Source organism: Chromatiales bacterium (genome assembly GCA_024234935.1).
Classification (GTDB): domain Bacteria; phylum Pseudomonadota; class Gammaproteobacteria; order Steroidobacterales.
Genome location: JACKNI010000001.1, coordinates 635,724 through 653,982 on the forward strand (window position 1 = coordinate 635,724; position 18,259 = coordinate 653,982).

General features: G+C 62.2%; 16 protein-coding genes and 2 tRNA genes. 4 read left to right on the forward strand and 14 right to left on the reverse strand.

The window, feature by feature from the left end:
- Positions 1 to 48 precede the first annotated feature (48 nt).
- The 4 genes from H6979_03050 to H6979_03065 all read right to left on the reverse strand — a co-directional run bounded on the left by H6979_03050 (position 49) and on the right by H6979_03065 (position 3,720).
- Positions 49 to 1,275: a dicarboxylate/amino acid:cation symporter gene (locus tag H6979_03050; protein MCP5138820.1), complete on the reverse strand. Its 1,227-nt coding sequence runs from the start codon at positions 1,273 to 1,275 to the stop codon at positions 49 to 51.
- A 72-nt stretch (positions 1,276 to 1,347) separates the two neighbouring features.
- A complete protein-coding gene (locus tag H6979_03055) occupies positions 1,348 to 1,740 on the reverse strand; it encodes a DUF423 domain-containing protein (GenBank protein ID MCP5138821.1) in 393 nt (130 codons plus the stop codon).
- A gap of 16 nt (positions 1,741 to 1,756) precedes the next feature.
- The gene (gene fghA, locus H6979_03060) at positions 1,757 to 2,608 is read right to left on the reverse strand and encodes an S-formylglutathione hydrolase (protein MCP5138822.1); all 852 of its coding nucleotides are present in this window, start codon (positions 2,606 to 2,608) and stop codon (positions 1,757 to 1,759) included.
- A gap of 2 nt (positions 2,609 to 2,610) precedes the next feature.
- Entirely contained in the window at positions 2,611 to 3,720 is a 1,110-nt protein-coding gene (locus tag H6979_03065; GenBank protein MCP5138823.1) for an S-(hydroxymethyl)glutathione dehydrogenase/class III alcohol dehydrogenase, read from the reverse strand.
- A 282-nt stretch (positions 3,721 to 4,002) separates the two neighbouring features.
- Here H6979_03065 and H6979_03070 point away from each other — a divergent pair, with 282 nt between their 5' ends.
- Positions 4,003 to 6,105, forward strand: coding sequence for an Ig-like domain-containing protein (locus H6979_03070; GenBank protein MCP5138824.1), 2,103 nt, complete (start codon positions 4,003 to 4,005; stop codon positions 6,103 to 6,105).
- Between the two features lie 85 nt (positions 6,106 to 6,190).
- Here the strand turns inward: H6979_03070 and H6979_03075 are convergent.
- Positions 6,191 to 6,266, reverse strand: a tRNA-Arg gene (locus H6979_03075).
- Positions 6,267 to 6,348: 82 nt separating this feature from the next.
- On the opposite strand from H6979_03075, the gene H6979_03080 reads away from it, so the two are divergent.
- On the forward strand, positions 6,349 to 7,371 hold the full coding sequence (locus tag H6979_03080; protein MCP5138825.1) for an isocitrate/isopropylmalate dehydrogenase family protein: 1,023 nt from the start codon (positions 6,349 to 6,351) through the stop codon (positions 7,369 to 7,371).
- A gap of 62 nt (positions 7,372 to 7,433) precedes the next feature.
- A complete protein-coding gene (trmH, locus tag H6979_03085) occupies positions 7,434 to 8,111 on the forward strand; it encodes a tRNA (guanosine(18)-2'-O)-methyltransferase TrmH (GenBank protein MCP5138826.1) in 678 nt (225 codons plus the stop codon).
- Here trmH and H6979_03090 read toward each other — a convergent pair.
- From H6979_03090 to H6979_03100, 3 genes are all read right to left on the reverse strand, one after another.
- Positions 8,042 to 8,650 carry a histidine phosphatase family protein gene (locus tag H6979_03090; GenBank protein ID MCP5138827.1) on the reverse strand — a complete coding sequence of 203 codons (609 nt, stop codon included), beginning with the start codon at positions 8,648 to 8,650 and terminating at the stop codon, positions 8,042 to 8,044. The two genes, trmH and H6979_03090, sit on opposite strands and share 70 nt — an antisense overlap.
- A gap of 47 nt (positions 8,651 to 8,697) precedes the next feature.
- On the reverse strand, positions 8,698 to 8,970 hold the full coding sequence (locus H6979_03095) for a hypothetical protein (protein ID MCP5138828.1): 273 nt from the start codon (positions 8,968 to 8,970) through the stop codon (positions 8,698 to 8,700).
- Between the two features lie 47 nt (positions 8,971 to 9,017).
- Positions 9,018 to 9,105, reverse strand: a tRNA-Ser gene (locus tag H6979_03100).
- A gap of 171 nt (positions 9,106 to 9,276) precedes the next feature.
- Between H6979_03100 and H6979_03105 the strand changes: the two genes are divergently transcribed.
- Positions 9,277 to 9,972, forward strand: a complete 696-nt coding sequence (locus tag H6979_03105; GenBank protein ID MCP5138829.1) for a Bax inhibitor-1/YccA family protein — start codon at positions 9,277 to 9,279, stop codon at positions 9,970 to 9,972.
- A gap of 40 nt (positions 9,973 to 10,012) precedes the next feature.
- On the opposite strand, the gene H6979_03110 is transcribed toward H6979_03105, so the two are convergent.
- The 6 genes from H6979_03110 to H6979_03135 form a co-directional block, all read right to left on the reverse strand.
- Positions 10,013 to 12,088, reverse strand: coding sequence for a S9 family peptidase (locus tag H6979_03110; GenBank protein ID MCP5138830.1), 2,076 nt, complete (start codon positions 12,086 to 12,088; stop codon positions 10,013 to 10,015).
- A gap of 125 nt (positions 12,089 to 12,213) precedes the next feature.
- The gene (gene serS, locus H6979_03115) at positions 12,214 to 13,500 is read right to left on the reverse strand and encodes a serine--tRNA ligase (GenBank protein MCP5138831.1); all 1,287 of its coding nucleotides are present in this window, start codon (positions 13,498 to 13,500) and stop codon (positions 12,214 to 12,216) included.
- Positions 13,501 to 13,570: 70 nt separating this feature from the next.
- A complete protein-coding gene (locus tag H6979_03120; GenBank protein ID MCP5138832.1) occupies positions 13,571 to 14,953 on the reverse strand; it encodes a replication-associated recombination protein A in 1,383 nt (460 codons plus the stop codon).
- The gene (gene vanZ, locus H6979_03125; GenBank protein MCP5138833.1) at positions 14,929 to 15,267 is read right to left on the reverse strand and encodes a VanZ family protein; all 339 of its coding nucleotides are present in this window, start codon (positions 15,265 to 15,267) and stop codon (positions 14,929 to 14,931) included. Before vanZ ends, H6979_03120 begins: the two co-directional genes overlap by 25 nt.
- Positions 15,268 to 15,335: 68 nt before the next feature.
- On the reverse strand, positions 15,336 to 15,980 hold the full coding sequence (gene lolA, locus H6979_03130; protein MCP5138834.1) for an outer membrane lipoprotein chaperone LolA: 645 nt from the start codon (positions 15,978 to 15,980) through the stop codon (positions 15,336 to 15,338).
- Positions 15,981 to 15,995: 15 nt separating this feature from the next.
- Positions 15,996 to 18,254, reverse strand: coding sequence for a DNA translocase FtsK 4TM domain-containing protein (locus H6979_03135; protein ID MCP5138835.1), 2,259 nt, complete (start codon positions 18,252 to 18,254; stop codon positions 15,996 to 15,998).
- Between the last annotated feature and the right edge of the window lie 5 nt (positions 18,255 to 18,259).

The following is an 18,259-nucleotide window of genomic DNA, read 5'->3' on the forward strand; positions in this document are numbered from 1 at the left end:
CCTACCCTACCGAAGCAAATTTGTGCCAGTCAATTGCCGACAGTGATTTCAGGTTTCGTCCCGACTGCCGTCCAGCACACGCTGTTCCACAACTGCCGCACCCACCGCATCGCCCCAGACATTGACGCTGGTGCGAAAACGATCAAGCAGCCAGTCCACGGCGAGTATCAATCCGATACCTTCCAGTGGCAGGCCCACCGCCTTCAATACGATCACCATCGTGACCAGCCCCGCTTCGGGAATTCCCGCTGCGCCGATCGCCGCGAGCGTCGCCGTGAGCAGCACCATGACCTGCTGGCCAAGCGTCAGATCCAGACCAATCGCCTGGGCGATGAACAGCGCAGCAACCGCTTCGTAAAGCGCAGTGCCGTTCATGTTTATGGTTGCGCCGAGCGGCACCACGAAACCAGCCACCTTTTCCGACACGCCGTTGTGTTTTTCCACGCCCTCCATGGTCAGCGGCAGCGTTGCCGATGAGGACGCGGTAGAAAATGCGGTGAGCAGCGCGGTACCCATGTTGAACATGTAGCGGTAGGGATTGCGTCTGCCGACAAACCAGAGGATGGCTGGCAGGACCACGGCAGCATGCAGGCTTAGCGCAAGCAGCACGGTCGCCATGTACCAGCCAACGCCACCGATCACTTGACCGATATCGCCAGCGCGGCCGAAGCGCCCGGCGACCAGACCGAAGATACCGATCGGCGCCACCAGCATCAGCAGCATCACCATCTTCATGATGGCCTCGTTCACGCCGCGGAAGAATGCAATCACCGGCGCCCCTACCGGTCCCAGCGTGGTCAGGACCGCGCCGAAGACCAGCGAGAACACGATAATCGGCAGCAACTCGAGGTTGGCCATCGATGCGACGATGTTGTCGGAGACCAGCGAAAGCACCAGATCAGATAGCGCGAAGTCCTCCTTCGCCGCCACATGCGCCGGCACCGCGAGTTCGCCGATGCTGATCCCGTCGCCGGGACGGATCAGGTTCACCATCAGCAGACCGATGGCGACTGCGATGCCCGTGGTCACGACGAAATAGAGAATCGCGTTGCCGCCGAGCCGGCCGAGCTTGCGGACGTCACCAAGACCGGCAACGCCAACGATCATCGAGGCCGTGACCAGCGGCACGATGATCATCTTCAGTGCCTTGAGAAACAGCGTGCCCAGCCACTCCACGCTGGCCATCGCCTCGCCGAACAGCGCCACGCTGGCAAAGGCCAGCACGATCGCAATCACGATGCCGAGCAGGATGAAATTACTGGTGCGTGCGTCCAACGGCTACCTCCGTCCACTCTTTCCAGGCCGGTGCCAGACCGCCACGGGAATGCTTGCGGAGCTGATCTGGATTCACCCCTGCGGCCTGATCCGGAAGCCGGCGATACCGGTCAGCAGCCAGGCCAGCATGAACGATGTACCGCCCATCGGCGCGACTTCGCCGACTGCCGGCGGCGCACCGAGGATTTCCGCGTAGATGCTGCCCGAGAACAACACCAGCCCAAGCATCATGAAACCGGCAGCAATACGCAACAGCCATGAGCCCGGCGCCTTGTCGAGAAGCAAACCGATCAGGATGAGGCCCATGGAGTGAAGGAACTGGAACTGGTTGGCCCATGCCCACGAGGCAAGTTTGGCCTCAGGGACTTTCCCCGGCAGACCGTGGAAGCCATAAGCGCTGAGCATCGCGGCCAGCATCAGGCTGATGCCGGCTATCAAGAAGAGGCTTCGCGAGAACTTGGGCATGTCGTTACTCCCCGATTCAATCTGCCGACACTCGATTCATCGTCTTGAACGCTCGCGCATGGTGCGCGATGTGCTCACCGATAAAGCTGCTGATGAAGTAGTAGCTGTGATCGTAACCCGGCCGCAGGCGAAACGTGAGCGGATGACCGGCCGCATCGGCAGCAGCCTGTAACAGCTGCGGCCTGAGCTGGCTGTCGAGAAACTCGTCAGCGTCGCCCTGATCGATCAACAGGGGCAGTTTTTCCCGCGCCAACTTCAGCAGTTCAGTTGCATCCCAGGCCCGCCACGCGTCTCGATCGCTGCCCAGATAGGCCGAGAATGCCTTTTCGCCCCACGGTACCTGCGACGGTGCCACGATCGGTGCAAATGCCGATACGCTGCGGTACCGGCCCGGATTCTTCAGTGCGACTAGCAGTGCACCATGTCCACCCATCGAATGCCCGCTGATGCCGCGCACCTCGCTGACCGGGAAGTTTGCCTCGATCAATTCCGGTAACCCGGACACGACGTAGTCATACATGCGGTAATGCGTGGCCCAGGGCGGCTGAGTGGCATTGAGGTAGAAGCCGGCACCCTGGCCCAGATCGTAGCCCCCGGCATCAGGGACATGCTCACCGCGCGGGCTGGTATCCGGCGCAACGAGGATCACACCATGTTCAGCGGCATAACGCTGCGCCCCTGCCTTGGTGATGAAGTTCTGCTCGTTACAGGTGAGGCCGGACAGCCAGTACAGCACCGGCAGCTTCCGCTCCACAGCCTGTGGCGGCAGGAAAATGGCAAAGTTCATCAGACAATCGAGTACCGCAGAATGGTGACGGTAAACGTCCTGCCAGCCACCACAACAGGCGCGATGCTCGATACGTTCCATGCTCAGAAATGGATCACGGTGCGGATCGACTTGCCCGCGTGCATCAGATCGAAGGCTTCGTTGATCCGCTCCAGCGGCAACTCGTGGGTGATAAACGGATCCAGGCTGATTTTGCCGGCCATCGCCTGCTCGACCATGCCCGGCAACTCGCTGCGGCCCTTGACCCCGCCAAAGGCACTGCCGCGCCAGACACGGCCCGTCACCAGCTGAAACGGACGCGTGCTGATCTCCTGGCCTGCGCCGGCTACCCCTATGATTACCGATTCGCCCCAGCCCTTGTGACAACACTCGAGCGCCGCACGCATGACCTTGACGTTGCCGATACATTCAAAACTGAAATCGACACCGCCATCGGTGAGCTCGACGATCACGTCCTGAATCGGCCGGTCGTGGTCTTTCGGATTGATGCAATCGGTCGCACCCATCGCCGTGGCGAGCTCGAACTTGTCGGGGTTGATGTCGATGGCAAGGATGCGCCCGGCTTTTGCCTGCACCGCGCCCTGAATCACGGCGAGGCCGATACCGCCGAGACCAAATACCGCCACGCTGTCGCCGGCTTTGACCTTTGCCGTCTTGTGTACGGCGCCAAGCCCGGTGGTGACACCGCAACCGAGCAGACACACCTTCTCCAGCGGTGCCGCGGGATTGATTTTGGCCAGCGACACTTCTGCCACCACGGTGTATTCGCTGAAGGTGCTGGTACCCATGTAGTGGTAGACCGGCGCACCTTTGTAGCTGAAGCGGGTCGTGCCGTCAGGCATCAGTCCCTTGCCCTGCGTGGCGCGCACTGCCGAGCACAGGTTGGTTTTGCCCGATCGGCAGAATTTGCATTGACCACATTCAGCGGTGTAGAGGGGGATCACGTGATCGCCGGGGCGGACGCTGGTCACGCCCTCGCCCGCCTCGACCACGATGCCACCACCCTCGTGGCCGAGCACTGCCGGGAACACACCTTCAGGATCGTCACCGCTGAGCGTGAAGGCATCGGTGTGGCAGACACCGCTGTGGGTGATCCGCACCAGCACCTCGCCCGCGCGCGGCGGCGCCACATCGATCTCGACGATTTCCAGCGCTTTGCCCGGCGCAAAGGCAACGGCGGCACGTGATTTCATGACTGACTGTCCATGGCTTTTTTTCGATGGGAATTGTCCGTCCAGTACGGAGCGGAGACTACCAGCATCGCCTGCGCACAGTACCTGTCAATCAGCATTAGTGACGAAGTGGTACAGGCGCAATAAGGTACGGCAAGATTCACAGCTTCGCACTGCTTTGCCGGCATAATGCCTTGACATCGGAACATCGGCCTTCAGACCCGCCACCAGCACTTGTCGCCCGGGGTCGACGCCGACGACGATACAGGTCTCTTGCAAACACAACCCACCGGGGAAAACACAATGAAGAAGGTACTGTCAGCAGCCGCTCTCCTGGCGGTCAGTGGCTTCGTCAATGCGGCACCGGAACCGGCAACCCTGACTCAGGTGCTGAGCTATAGCACCAACGGAAACTCAATCTGGTCCCGCACCGCCGATACCTCAACCTGGACCTTCGATGCCATCACCGGTACAGCCGTACAGACCGGCGGCACCTATACGGGGACAGCCAAAGTTGGCGCCACCCCCCTGATGACGCACACCATGACTGGTGCAACACTCGGCAGTGGGCCGGCAACTGCCACCACCTGGGCCTGCATCGAGGGTACTTTCGGCACTGTCGTCGGCGCCAGCATCTGCGGCAACTACAACTTCGGTATTAACGCTACAAACGAAAGCATCTACACCCCGACGACGACCGGTGGCACCGTGGTGCTTGGTGGTGACGATGTGGCCTTGCCGGGCGGAGTACAGACACTTGCCAATGCTTACAGCAGCATGCTTGCCACCAATGTTGGCGGCAATGTCTGGAAACTTTCCAACAAGCTGCCCGACGGGAGCGGTGGCTATGACTTCACTTTTACGATCACGGGCGGGTTGATAGCGAACGCCGTAAACGATGGCCCGATCACCGCGCCGCAGACCGTGCCCACGGTAATTCCCGTAGGCGCAAATGACGTGGACTTCAGTGACCCCGTAACAATAACGGTCAACACCAACCCGCAGCACGGGACCATCACCGCGATCAGCGCCACAGGGCCTGCGGCCGACCAGACCATCACCTATACCGCGAATGCCGGTTACCTGGGTGCAGACAGCTTTACCTACACCATGACCGGCGGGAACGGTTTTGATTCAGCCACGGTAAACATCAACGTCACGGCCGCGTTCAGCGCGGCCGCCGACTTTGCCACCACAGCACCCAACCGCCCGGTCATCATCTTTGTCGGCGGCAACGATTCGGGCTTCGACAATACAGTGAACGTCACGGTGAATAGCGGCTCCTTCAGCGCCGGCGGTTCGGCTGCCGTAACGGCCGGCCAGGGCGGCCCGGCGAGTGGCATTCGCATCAGCTACACCCCGCAGAACGGATTCAGAGGTGATGAGACATTCACCTATACGATCGACGACGGCTCACGGAGCGACACCGCGAGCGTTACAGTCACGGTCACGGACCCGACACCACGCGCGGCAACCCTGATCAGCGTGACCAGCCAGAGCACCAATGGCGCCTCAAACTGGTCCCTTTCCGCCAACACGGCCACCTGGACCTTCGATCCCGTGACCGGAGTAGCCCTCCAGACAGGGGGCACCTATCAGGCAACTGCCAAGGTCGGTGTGACGCCGCTGATGACCCATACCATGACCGGCGCCTCGATCGGTGGCACCGCAAATGCATCGGCCACCACCTGGGCCTGTATCGAGGGGACTTTTGGCGGCGTGGTCGGTGCCAGCATCTGTGGCAACTACAACTTCGGTGCAAATGCGACCAACGACAGTACCTACTCCCCCACGACTACCGGCGCCACCGTAGTGCTTGGTGGCGATGATGGTGCCCTGCCGGGCGGTCCGCAGACGCTGGCCAACTCATACAACAACATGACCGCGACTGCCATCACAGGCGCTGCACCGGGCCTGCAGCGCTACAGGATCTCAAACAGCATTTCGCTCCAGTCCGGCTACGATTTTGTTTTTGAAGTCACTCACCTGGTTGATGCTGCTGATGATGGTCCGATCAGCGCTGCCCAGTCCGTTGCCACTGTCATCCCGATTGGCGCCAATGATATCGACTTCAGCAACCCGGTCACGGTAACAATCATTGCCGCACCAACGAGGGGTGAAATCACCGCAGTCAGCCCCCCGGGATCCGCAGCCAGCCAGACCATCACCTATACGGCGGATGCAGATGCCACCGGTACCGATACCTTTGTCTACCGTATGACTGATGCCAACGGCGTTGATTCCGATACCGCCACGGTGGCCATCAATATCAGTGCGCCCAAGGCCAAGCTTCCAGGTGGCAGCAGTGCATTTGATCTGTGGAGCATGTCGCTGCTCGGTGGACTCTCTTTGCTCCGCCGTTTCAGGAACCGTCCGGGAAGGGGGCCGTCACGAGCGGCGCCCTGACGCCAGGCGGGTTCAACGGTCTGCCACGCTGCATGTCACCGCAGAGACAAAGCTGGCTATATGGCCGGCTGGACCCTGGAGTTTATGGTGCCCCGACCACGATTCGAACGTGGGACCTTCCGCTTAGGAGGCGGACGCTCTATCCCCTGAGCTACCGGGGCTTCGGTAGGTGGCGGCCATTCTAGCGCAAGCGCGGAAATTACCGATCGGCCCGGGTCCGGGTCAGTGGCTATACTCACGCCCATGAAAACACATGATGCGGTATTGATTCCCGGCGATGGCATCGGTCCCGAGGTTACGGCGGCCACGCTGAAGATCCTCGACGCGGCGGGCGCCAGGTTCCGCTGGACCGAACGGCAGGCGGGCGTGGTATCACTGGAGCAGGAAGGCAGCGTGCTGCCGGAGTCCACGCTGGTCGCGATCCGCGAACAGAAACTGGCACTGAAGGGCCCCTGCACCACGCCGATCGGCGGTGGCTTTCAGTCCGTGAATGTGCAGCTGCGCAAGGCCTTCAATCTGTATGCAGCCGTGCGGCCTGTGCGCAGCCTGCCGGGCGTTGAAACGCGTTTCAAGGATGTGGATCTGGTCATCATCCGCGAGAACACCGAGGGTCTCTACAGCGGCGTCGAGAACGAAGTCACGCCGGGCGTGGTGATGAGCATGAAGGTGGCCACCGATATCGGCTGCACGCGCATCGCCCGCTGGGGCTTCCGCTATGCCATGGAACGCCAGCGGCCGAAGGTCACGGTGTTCCACAAGGCCAACATCATGAAGCTCACGGACGGGCTGTTTCTGCGCTGCGCGCAGCAGATCCACGAGCGTGAGTACCCGGACGTCACTTATGAAACAGTGATCATCGACGCCGGCTGCATGCGCCTGGTGCAGGACCCCACGCAGTTTCATGTACTGCTGATGGAGAATCTCTACGGCGATGTGGTCAGCGATCTCTGCGCCGGGCTGGTCGGTGGTCTCGGCGTGGTGCCAGGTGCAAACATCGGCGACGACGGCGCGATCTTCGAGGCCGTACACGGCTCGGCTCCGGACATCGCCGGCATGGACAAGGCCAACCCGCTCGCGCTGCTGATGTCGGCCGTGATGATGCTGAATTACGTCGCGGACTCGGCCCATGATCCAGCTGCACGACCGGTCGCCCTGAGAATCCGCAAGGCCTATGACGCCGCACTTGCCGCCGGAGAAAAGACCCGCGATCTCGGTGGCAAACTCGGTACCGCCGCCTTTGCCGATGCGGTGATCGCCCGGCTCTGAACCGGACACGAGGCAGGAACCGCTCCCGCATCCGCCGCTGATCCCTTGAGGTCTGCATCGCCATGACCCCGGAACGCTTCGCAACACTCAGCACCGCACTCGCCCGTCGGCAGCCGGATCTCACCGTGCTCGCCGATAACGTACACAAACCGCACAACGTGGCAGCACTGATGCGCAGCTGCGACGCTGTGGGCGTGTTCGCAATTCATGCCGTCGGTGGCGCGGCCACCTTCAGGCGTGCAGTCGGTATCTCGGGCGGTACTGCACCCTGGGTGAAGGTACGGCGACATGCCGCCATCAGCGAGGCTGTGGCTGAACTGAAAACAAATGGTTTTCAGATAGTTGCAGCGCATTTCTCAGATACTGCCGTGGACTACCGGCTGCCGGACTACACGCGGCCAACGGCACTCTTGCTTGGCGCCGAGCTATATGGTGTTTCCGAGCAGGCCGCCGCGCTTGCCGACCTGCATGCGGTGCTGCCGATGCGCGGACTGGTCGCCTCGCTCAATGTCTCCGTCGCCGCTGCGCTGTTCCTGTATGAGGCTGCCCGTCAACGCGAAGCAGCGGGCATGTATGCACAGTGCCGCCTGCCACCAGCCCTCTATGCCGATACGCTCTTCGAGTGGTGCTATCCGGAGATTGCCGCCCGCTGCCGGGAAAAGTCGGTAGCCTATCCGCCGCTGACTTCGGAAGGCGAACTCGGCGCCAATCCGTTTACGGAGTCCGGCCGCGCACCATAGTGCAAGCGCAGGGTCTTCACCTTGCCATACCACGGGATGCTGACGATATAGATATTGTCGTACTCGGCATCCGCCATGGGCGGCACTTTCTTGCTGCCCTGTAACTTGGGGATGATGGACGGAATCAGCTCTGGCCCGGCAACCACGAGCACAACCTCGCCTTTGTACTTGCGCAAGATCCGGTTGCGCAATTCACGAGTGCTGTCCAGATCGTATTCGAGTACCGGCAGGTTCAGCTGTCGCGCCAGCGGCGCCACTGTCTCCTGATCGGCACGCAGCGCTGGCGAGAAGATGGCGTCGACGCCCTGCACGACATCTGCATCCCCAAGCACACGGGCGAGTTCTTCGGCGCGCAGCGCACCCGCCGGACTCAGACCCTGATCCTCGCCCATCCCCGGCAGCGTATCGGCATGACGCACAAAGATGACTGTCGTGGTCGCCTGCGATTCAAAGAAGAATGCCAGCCCGAGGGCAAACACCATAAAGGCCGATACTGCCCCCGCTCGCCGCCGGCGCTTGCGACGTTGCCGTGGATCCATCGATCACTCCCTGTATCAGCTACTGCCGGACGTGCCGTAGAGCGGCGTCAGCGCTTCAGGCCTGCCTGATATTCAGTCTCGGTGATGGTCGTTACCTGGCCCTCGGGCAAACTCACCCATGTTTCGGAGGAATCGTCCAGAAACTCCACGACACCGCGACCTTCACGCTCGATCTGCCGTGTGAAATAGACCTTTCCGGAATACGGATCAGTAACCTGATAGTAGCTGCCAAGGCCCAGGACATGCGGGACCGAACATGCTGCGAGGGCAAGACAGAGTGCCGCACCCAGCCCGATACACTTCAAACGATAGATCGACATAAGCTGGTACTGGCTCCATAGGTTGAACAAGACGATTGCACAGCACCTGGCGGAGAGGGAGGGATTCGAACCCCCGGAACCTTGCGGTTCAACGGTTTTCAAGACCGCCGCATTCGACCGCTCTGCCACCTCTCCGGCGCCTGACGGGGATTGTCACCACCCGGCGAACGACATTCAAGCGCTGCCGTGCGATGCAACCGCCATCCGGGTGAGTCGCGGGGAACCTTTCCGCGCCGGATTTGCCTGAATGAACGGGATTACTCAGGTAGGATAGATCCCGATAGCGCCGATACAGTGAGGATATACATGAACGACCGTCAATTGCGTCCGATCCCGACCAGCCAGGGCACCCCGTCATATGGCGGAACGCGCGAGTCCGCGCTGTCCACCAACCGCGTACTGCGCAATACCTATCTGCTGCTGTCAGCCACACTGCTTTTCAGCGCTGCGATGGCCGGGCTGGCCATGGCGATGGGCATGCCGTATCTGGGCCCGGTCGTCACGCTGGTCGGCTACTTTGGCCTGCTGTTTCTTACCTACAAGTTGAAGAACTCGGCGGCAGGCATCGCGGCGGTGTTTGCGCTGACTGGCTTCATGGGCCTGACGCTTGGGCCGATCCTGAGCATGTATGTGAAGTCGGTACCGAACGGTGGCGAACTCATAATGACGAGTCTCGGCATCACCGGCCTGCTTTTCGCCGGCCTGAGCGCCTATGTGCTGAAGACCGGCCGCGACATGAGCTTCATGGGCGGCTTCCTCACAGTCGGGATGTTCGGCTTGCTCGGCGTGATCGTCATCGGACTGTTCGTCGACCTGTCGGCCTTCCAGATGGTGATCTCGGCGGGCATCGTGCTGCTGATGGCCGGCTACATCCTCTATGAGACCAGCGCCATCATTCACGGCGGACAGACCAACTACATCCTGGCGACCATCAGCCTTTACGTCAGCCTCTACAATATCTTCCTGAACCTGCTGATGCTGCTCGGTGGTAATCGCAACTGAGCATGCCTGAGCGCGCAGGGTGACCGCCTGGCCACGGGCCTCATCGGATGGTGAGGCCCGTGGCGGCAGCAACAAAGGCCCACTGCGCGGCATATTCATCCACCAGCTTCGATACCGAGGCCCCGGCTCCGTGGCCCGCACGAGTTTCGATACGAATCAGTACGGGCTGCCTGCAGCCCTTCACACCTGACTGCGCCGCCTGCAGAGCCGCCGCATATTTGTAGCTGTGCCAGGCGACCACGCGATCGTCATTGGCATCAGCCTGTATGAGCACCGGCGGGTAACAGTAGCCCTCCCGGATATTGTGGTAAGGCGACCAGGCGCGCAGCGCCGCAAACTCGGCCGGATCATCGCTGAGACCGAAGTCGCTCGCCCACTTGCGCGCGTTCAGGCTGGCTGTCTGATAACGCAGCATGTCGAGTACACCAACGGCCGGCACGGCTGCCGCAAACAGTTCCGGCCGCTGGTTGAGTACCGCGCCGACCAGCGACCCGCCATTGCTGCCACCCCATATCGCCAGATGGGCGGGCGATGTCACGTTGTTGGCGATCAGCCACTCGGCCGCTGCGATGAAATCATCGAAGACATTCTGCTTGTTGAGCCTGGTGCCAGCCAGGTGCCAGGCCTCGCCATACTCGCCACCGCCGCGCAGATTGGCCTGCGCATAAATGCCGCCGGCCTCGATCCAGGCCATGCGTGCCGCAGAAAAGGCCGGCATCAGCGAGACATTGAAACCGCCGTAGCCATAGAGCACGGTCGGCTGCTGTCCATCCAGCGCCAGATCCTTGCGATATACGATCGACATGGGCACGCGGGTGCCGTCGTGGCTGGTGTAGAACACCTGCCGCGTTGTGAAACGATCCGGATCGATGTCCTGCCGGCCGGCACGCAGGGCGGCGACTTCACCCGTTGCGGTATTCAGCCGCCAGATCTCCCGCGGTGTCGTGAAGTCGGTGTAGGACCAGAAAGTCTCCGGATCGTCCGGCGTACCGGGAAAACCCGCGACACTGCCCTGCCCCGGCAAATTCACATCGGCGCCCGGCTCGCCGTTCAGCTTGTACAGTCGAAGCCCGGCATGCGCATCCTGCACGTACTCGATCACGAGACGTTTGCCGATCAGCGCCGCCGAAGCGATCGCCGCCGATGCTTGAGGTACGACTTCACGCCAGTTGCCCGCCTCCGGCGCGCCCAGGTTCACGGCAATGATCCGGCCCAGCGGTGCTGATTGAGTACTCAGGAAATAGAAGTCCTCACCGTCGGCACCGAGAAAGTCATAGCGGCCATCCCAGCGATCGAGCAGCCGGATTACCGCGCCACTGCCGCGTGGGTCATCGAGGCGCTGATAGTAGACACCGTTCGTGACATAGCCGTCTTCAACGCTGATGACCAGGAAACGCCCGTCGGCGGTGACCTGGGGATAGGGGTCGCGTGTGGGATGGTCGTTGATCTCGCAGACCTGCCGGTCGGCTGTCTGCACGGTGCCGAGACGATGGTAGTAAACGGCGACCTGCCGGCTGTCATCGTAATGCAGTTCGCCATCATCCCCCGCGTGCCCGGGGTAGCGGCTGTAGTAAAAGCCGGATCCGTCCCTTGACCAGCTGACCGGCGTGAATTTGGTGCCGGCCAGCACATCGCCGGTATCACGCCCGGTCGCGGTATCACGCACACGCCAGGTCTTCCAGTCGCTGCCGCCGTCCGACAGGCTGTAAGCCACCCGGCTGCCGTCCGGACTCAGCTTGAAATCACCGAGAGACACCGTGCCATCAGCATTGAAGCTGGCCGGATCAATCAGGACTGCGCCAGCATCCGCGGGATCACGCGAGACGCGCAGCACATCCTGTTCGGCCTGACCCGGATTCCAGGTCCACGCATACACGCCACCTTCACGATCCGGCAGACCCATGCGCTCGTGATCGAGCAGCGCACGCAGGCGCGCCGCAAAGTGCGTGCGGGCGGGAAGTGCTGAGATATACCGCTCGGCAAGCTGATTCTGCGCAAGGATCCATGCCTGCACTTCAGCAGAGCCGGGGTTCTCCATCCAGCGCCAGGGATCGGCAACCGCAACGCCATGGTAGACATCAATCTGTTCGACACGGCGTGCGTTCGGGTATGACAAGTCCGGCTGCTCCGCTGGCAACAACTGCATGGCACTCAGTGCGACGATACCAAGCCAGCCGAGGAAGCCGCCGAAGTCTGCGGCGAGGTCCGCACCGGAGCGGGCGCCCCGCCCTCCGGTCCGGTTCAACGCCGGGCGGCCGGCAGCCGCTCCACACCGCCCATGTACGGTTTGAGTGCGGCGGGAACCGTGATACTGCCATCGGCGTTCTGGCAGTTCTCCATCACCGCAACCAGCGCGCGACCGGCCGCCACGCCGGATCCATTCAGCGTATGCACCAGTTCCGTCTTGCCGGTATCCGGATTGCGCCACCGTGCGCCCATGCGCCGCGCCTGGAAGTCGCCGCAGTTACTGCAGGAGGAAATCTCGCGGTACTTGTTCTGCCCCGGCAGCCAGACCTCCAGGTCATAGGTCTGCATGGAACCAAAACCGATATCGCCGGCACAGAGCGCCACCACCCGGTAGGGCAACTCGAGCTTCTGCAGGATCGCTTCGGCATGTGCGGTCAGCGTTTCGAGCGCTGCAGCCGATTCCGCCGGCGGCACGATATGCACCAGCTCGACCTTTTCGAACTGGTGCTGGCGAATCATGCCGCGCGTGTCCTTGCCATATGAACCCGCCTCGGAACGGAAACACGGTGTATGCGCAACATAGCGCAGTGGCAATTCACGGGCATCAACGATCCGGTCGCGCATCAGGTTGGTGACCGGAACTTCCGCCGTCGGAATCAGGAATAGTTCAGTCTCGCCACTAACGGCAAACAGGTCAGCCGCAAATTTCGGCAGCTGCCCCGTACCCTGCAGCGAGCTGCGGTTGACCAGATACGGCACATAAACTTCCGTGTAACCGTGTTCCAGCGTGTGCGTATCGAGCATGAACTGGATCAGTGCCCTGTGCAGGCGCGCCAGTGAACCGCGCATCACGGCAAAGCGGGCACCGGAGATCCGGCCTGCGGCCTCGAAGTCGAGCAAGCCGCTGCCATTGCCCAGATCAACATGGTCGCAAGGTTGAAAATCGAAGCCACGCGGAGTGCCCCAGCGACGTATTTCGATGTTGTCGCTCTCGTCACGCCCGTCGGGCACGCCAGGCTGCAGCAGATTGGGCAGACCGAGCTGCAGTTCAGTCAGTTGTTGCTGCAGGGTTTCCAGCGCCGCCTCGGCCGCTGCCAGCTCTTCGCCGAGCTGCTTCACCGTGGCCATCAACGGGGCCGTATCGGCGCCCGAGGCCTTGAGTTTGCCGATTTCCTTCGAGCGGACGTTGCGCCCATTGCGCGACTGCTCGACGCGCACCTGCAGCTCCTTGCGCCGCTCCTCGATGTCCTGAAAGGCAGCGACATCGAGGCTGAAGCCACGGCGGGCGAGATTGGCGCGGACCGCTTCAGGATCCGTACGCAGCAGTCTGGGGTCGAGCATGATGATGATCCGGTTTCTGCAGGCTGGAAGTCGCGCAGTTTACACTGCGCTCCGGCGCACGAGGCCGGCTTCAGGACTTCGTTGACGGCTTTCGGGCGGCCAGGTTGCGCGCCCTGAAGGTCGCGAGCTTCTCCGCAATCCTGATCTCGAGCCCGCGGTCGACCGGCTCATAGTAGCTGCGCTGGCCGAGTCCCTCGGGGAAATAGCGGGCGCCGGCAGCAAAACCGTCGGGCTCGTCGTGAGCATAGCGATAGCCCTTGCCATGACCCAGTTCGCGCATCAATGCGGTCGGTGCATTGCGCAGTTCGAGCGGAACCTCAAGGCTTCCATGCGTGCGGACATCAGCCTGCGCCGCTTGCCAGGCCCGATACACCGCATTGCTCTTTGCCGCGCAGGCGAGAAAAACGACAGCCTGTGCCAGCGCCAGCTCGCCTTCCGGCGTACCGAGCCGTTCGTAAGCCTGCCAGGCTTCGAGAGCCATGGTGAGGCCGCGCGGATCAGCATTGCCGATGTCCTCGCTGGCCATGCGCACGATACGGCGGGCCACGTACGCAGGATCACAGCCGCCATCAAGCATGCGCGCCAGCCAGTACAGCGAGGCATCGGGGTCAGAGCCACGCACCGATTTGTGCAGCGCCGAGATCTGCTCGTAGAACACATCGCCCTGCCGGTCGAAGCGACGATAACTGCCAGCCAGGGCAGCTGCCAGGATTGCGGGCGTCAGTATCACCTCAGCGCCATCCTCCGCCTGCGCACGGGCCAGATCTGCAGCCAGCTCGAGCAGATTGAGTGCGCGCCGCGCATCGCCGTCAGCACCCTGTGCAATCTGCAGGAGTTCGGCGTCGCCGGCGACCAGGCCGGTTGCACCAAGCCCCCGCTCCCTGTCCGCCAGCGCCCGGTGAAGGATGCTCAGGAGATCCGCATCGGACAGCGGCCCAAGCACGCAAACCCGCGCCCGGGACAGAAGCGCGTTGTTGAGCGCAAAGGAAGGATTTTCGGTCGTGGCGCCGATAAAGATCAGCGTACCGTCTTCGACGTAGGGCAGAAATGCGTCCTGCTGCGCCTTGTTGAAGCGATGGACTTCATCAAGGAACAGCACCGTGGGCTGGCTGCGGTCGGCCTGCGCAAGTGCCACCGCCTCACGCACATCCTTGACGCCCGCCATGACGGCAGAAAGCGCTACAAAGCGCGCGCCGCTGGCCGCTGCGATCAGTCTGGCAATCGTCGTCTTGCCGGTACCGGGCGGGCCCCACAGGATGACCGAATGCAAGGCCTTTGGCGCATCGCCGGCACTGCCCGCCAGCAGGTATGCAAGCGGCTTTCCCGCGGCGAGCAACTGCGCCTGCCCGGCCACTTCGGCGAGTGTCCGCGGACGCATCCGGTCCGCCAGCGGCCGCCAGTTTGCTTCAGTACCGGGATCCGGATCGCTCAGCGCTTTTCGTTTGCCCGCCATGCTTGAAGGCCTGACTCCAGCCATACGCACCAGCGCCGCAGACCGGCGATGGCAAGAATCCAGCCTAGCAGAATGCCGGCGACGTCGGCGCCCACATCCAGCAGTTCGGGGTGGCGGGACTCCGTAAGGCTCTGCAACAACTCGATCAGCACACCATAGGCCACCAGACAGATCGCCAGCGTCGGCAGACGGCGCATCTCGATAACGCCGGAGAACCAGACCATCAGCGTCGTGAAGGCCAGCGCATGTGTCATCTTGTCGTTGTAGGCAAGCGGCAACGGGGGCGGGTTGGGCATCAGGGCCAGAATAAGGATAACGGTGAGCAACAGGCCACCGAGAATTGTCCAGACGTGCGCATAGCGCAGGGGCAGCAGTACGGAAGTCACAGCGCGCTGTCGTCGATGACATCCGCACCGGGCGGAATGTCGAAAATGAAGCTCTTTTCGTCCAGTCGCGGATTGATGTCGATGCGGGAAAATTCCAGCTGCGTTTGCTGACCGAGCCTGTCGTCGAGTTCCAGGTTCACGAGCCTGGGCCCCTCAAAACCGAGCCGCAGAGCAGAAAAATCCCCATCGGCAACTTTCGGCACCAGTGAGATCCACTGCAATCCGTCGGCCCGCCATGACTTGCTGACATCGAAACGCTCCAGCACATTCTGTTTCCCGGTCAGCAGCGCCGCCGGCGTATCGCCAATCCCGGTTTGCAGCTGCCGGATGACGACCTGCTCCAGATCAGCTTCATAAAGCCAGAGCCTGGTACCGTCAGCAACGATCACGCGCGCATAAGGTTGCTGATAATCCCAGCGGAACCGTCCGGGGCGCTGCATGAGGACCCGACCGCTGGAATCCTCAACGATCTGCTGGCGAGAATCGACGACCCGCTGCCGGAAATCGGCACGCAGGGTTGTGACTCCGGTCAGAAAATCACGCAGGCGCTGCAGGCCGGGGTCATCCGCGCTCACCGCCGCCGCAGCACTGCCCGGCGCACAGGCAAGCGCACAACACAGCAGAAAAATGGCCCGGATCATGCGCCAGAAAATCCGTCAGTCGTCATCAGCCGGTGGCGGCGCCAGCACTTCCCGAAACCCGTTCGACTGCAGGGGACCGACGAGGCCCGCTGCCTCCATGCTCTCGACGAGCCGTGCTGCCCGGTTGTAGCCGATCTTGAGACGTCGTTGTATGCCGGAGACCGATGCGCGCCTGGTCTCGGCAACGATCCGCACCGCCTGGTCATACAGCGCATCCGCTTCGCCGTCGGCTTCCATGCTGGTGGTCGCCTCCCCGGAGATGCCCGGGATCGCCATCGCCGGACCCTCGGTGATTTCATCGACATATACCGGAGCCCCGGCGCCCTTGAGCGCAGAAACCACCCGGTGCACCTCCTGGTCGGAGACGAAGGCACCGTGTACCCGCAACGGCATACCGGTGCCGGGCGGGAGAAAGAGCATGTCACCGTGACCCAGCAGGCACTCCGCACCACTCTGGTCGAGAATCGTGCGCGAATCGACCTTTGCCGAAACCTGGAAGGCAATACGCGTGGGAATATTTGCCTTGATGAGCCCGGTGATCACATCTACCGACGGCCGCTGCGTAGCGATGATCATGTGCATACCGGAAGCGCGCGCCTTTTGCGCCAGCCGCGTGATCAACTCCTCAACCTTCTTGCCGACAACCATCATCATGTCGGCCAATTCGTCGATGACCACGACGATCTGCGGCAGCGTGGTCAGAACCGGCACAGACCCATCGAGCATTGGCTTTGGTGCAAATTCGGTACCGACCAGCGGATCGGGGATCGGCTCGCCCTTGTCTGCCGCCTGCGTCACCTTGCGGTTGAAACCCGACAGGTTGCGCACGCCGAGCGCCGCCATCAGCCGGTAGCGGCGTTCCATCTCTGCCACGCACCAGCGCAGGGCATTGGCCGCCTCTTTCATGTCAGTCACGACCGGCGCGAGCAGATGCGGGATACCCTCGTAGACGGAGAGTTCAAGCATCTTCGGATCGATCATGATCATGCGCACGTCCTGCGGACGCGCCTTGTAGAGCAGACTGAGCACCATCGCATTGATGCCCACCGACTTGCCCGAACCGGTGGTACCGGCAATCATCAGGTGCGGCATACGCTGCAGATCAGCGACCACCGACTTGCCGCCGATATCCTTGCCGAGCGCGAGCGTCAGGGGTGATGCCATTTCTTCATAGGCCTGCGAACGCAGGATTTCGCCGAGCGTGACGATCTCGCGGGTTTCGTTTGGTATTTCCAGACCGACCGTGGACTTGCCGGGAATGACTTCCACAACCCGCACGCTGATCGCCGACAGCGAGCGCGCCAGATCCTTGGAGAGGTTGCTGATCTGGCTGACTTTCACGCCGGGTGCCGGAGCCAGCTCAAAGCGCGTCACGATCGGACCGGGCTGCACCGCAACGACTTCAACTTCGACGCCGAAGTCCTTCAGCTTGAGTTCCACAAGCCGTGACATCGCTTCCAGAGATTCCTTCGAGTAGCCGGGCGGCTGCTCGTGAGGCGCATCGAGCAGCGACAGTGGCGGAAGCTCCCCCGGCGCAGCAGCAGCATCGAACAGCGGGACCTGTCGTTCTTTCTGGGCGCGCACACTGGGCACTGCAGATACGAGCACGGGCTCGATACGCGGCGGTACCTTCTTCTCGACCTTCCGGCGCTCTTTACGCACCGTCTCCTGCCGTTCCTCCTGAGCGCGCTGTCCCTCACTCCGGCTGCGGAATTCCGTGATCAGCTGGCGGCTCCGGTCTATGCCGTCGAGTACGATCTTGCCCACCCGGTCCATGACCGCAAACCACGACAGGCCGGTAAACAACGATATCGCAGCCAGCCAGACCGACAGCAAGAGCAGCGTTGCACCCAGCAGGCCAAGACCTGCCTCAAGCGAGCGGCCGAGCAACTCACCGAATCCCCCACCGGCGGTCGCGGGCAGGCCGGGCGCGGAAAAATGCAGTGCGGCGAGCGCACAGCTGCTGGCCAGTGTCAGTACAAAACCGGCAGCGCGGGTCAGCAGCAAGGTGCGATCAATGGGCTCCGGGCTGGTGCGTGCATTGAAAACAATCCACCCGGCAAGCATCACCATGGCGGGAAACAGCAAGGCCGGCGCACCGAACAGGCTGTAGGCGACATCCGCGAACCATGCGCCTGCCGCACCAATCTGGTTGCGCAGCGGTCCGTTATTGACGGCATGACTGAAGCCGGGGTCGTCCTTGCTGTAACTGAGCAACGCCACCAGCATGATGAGCGCAACGGCACCGAGCACCCACAACGCCGCCTCGCGCATGATGC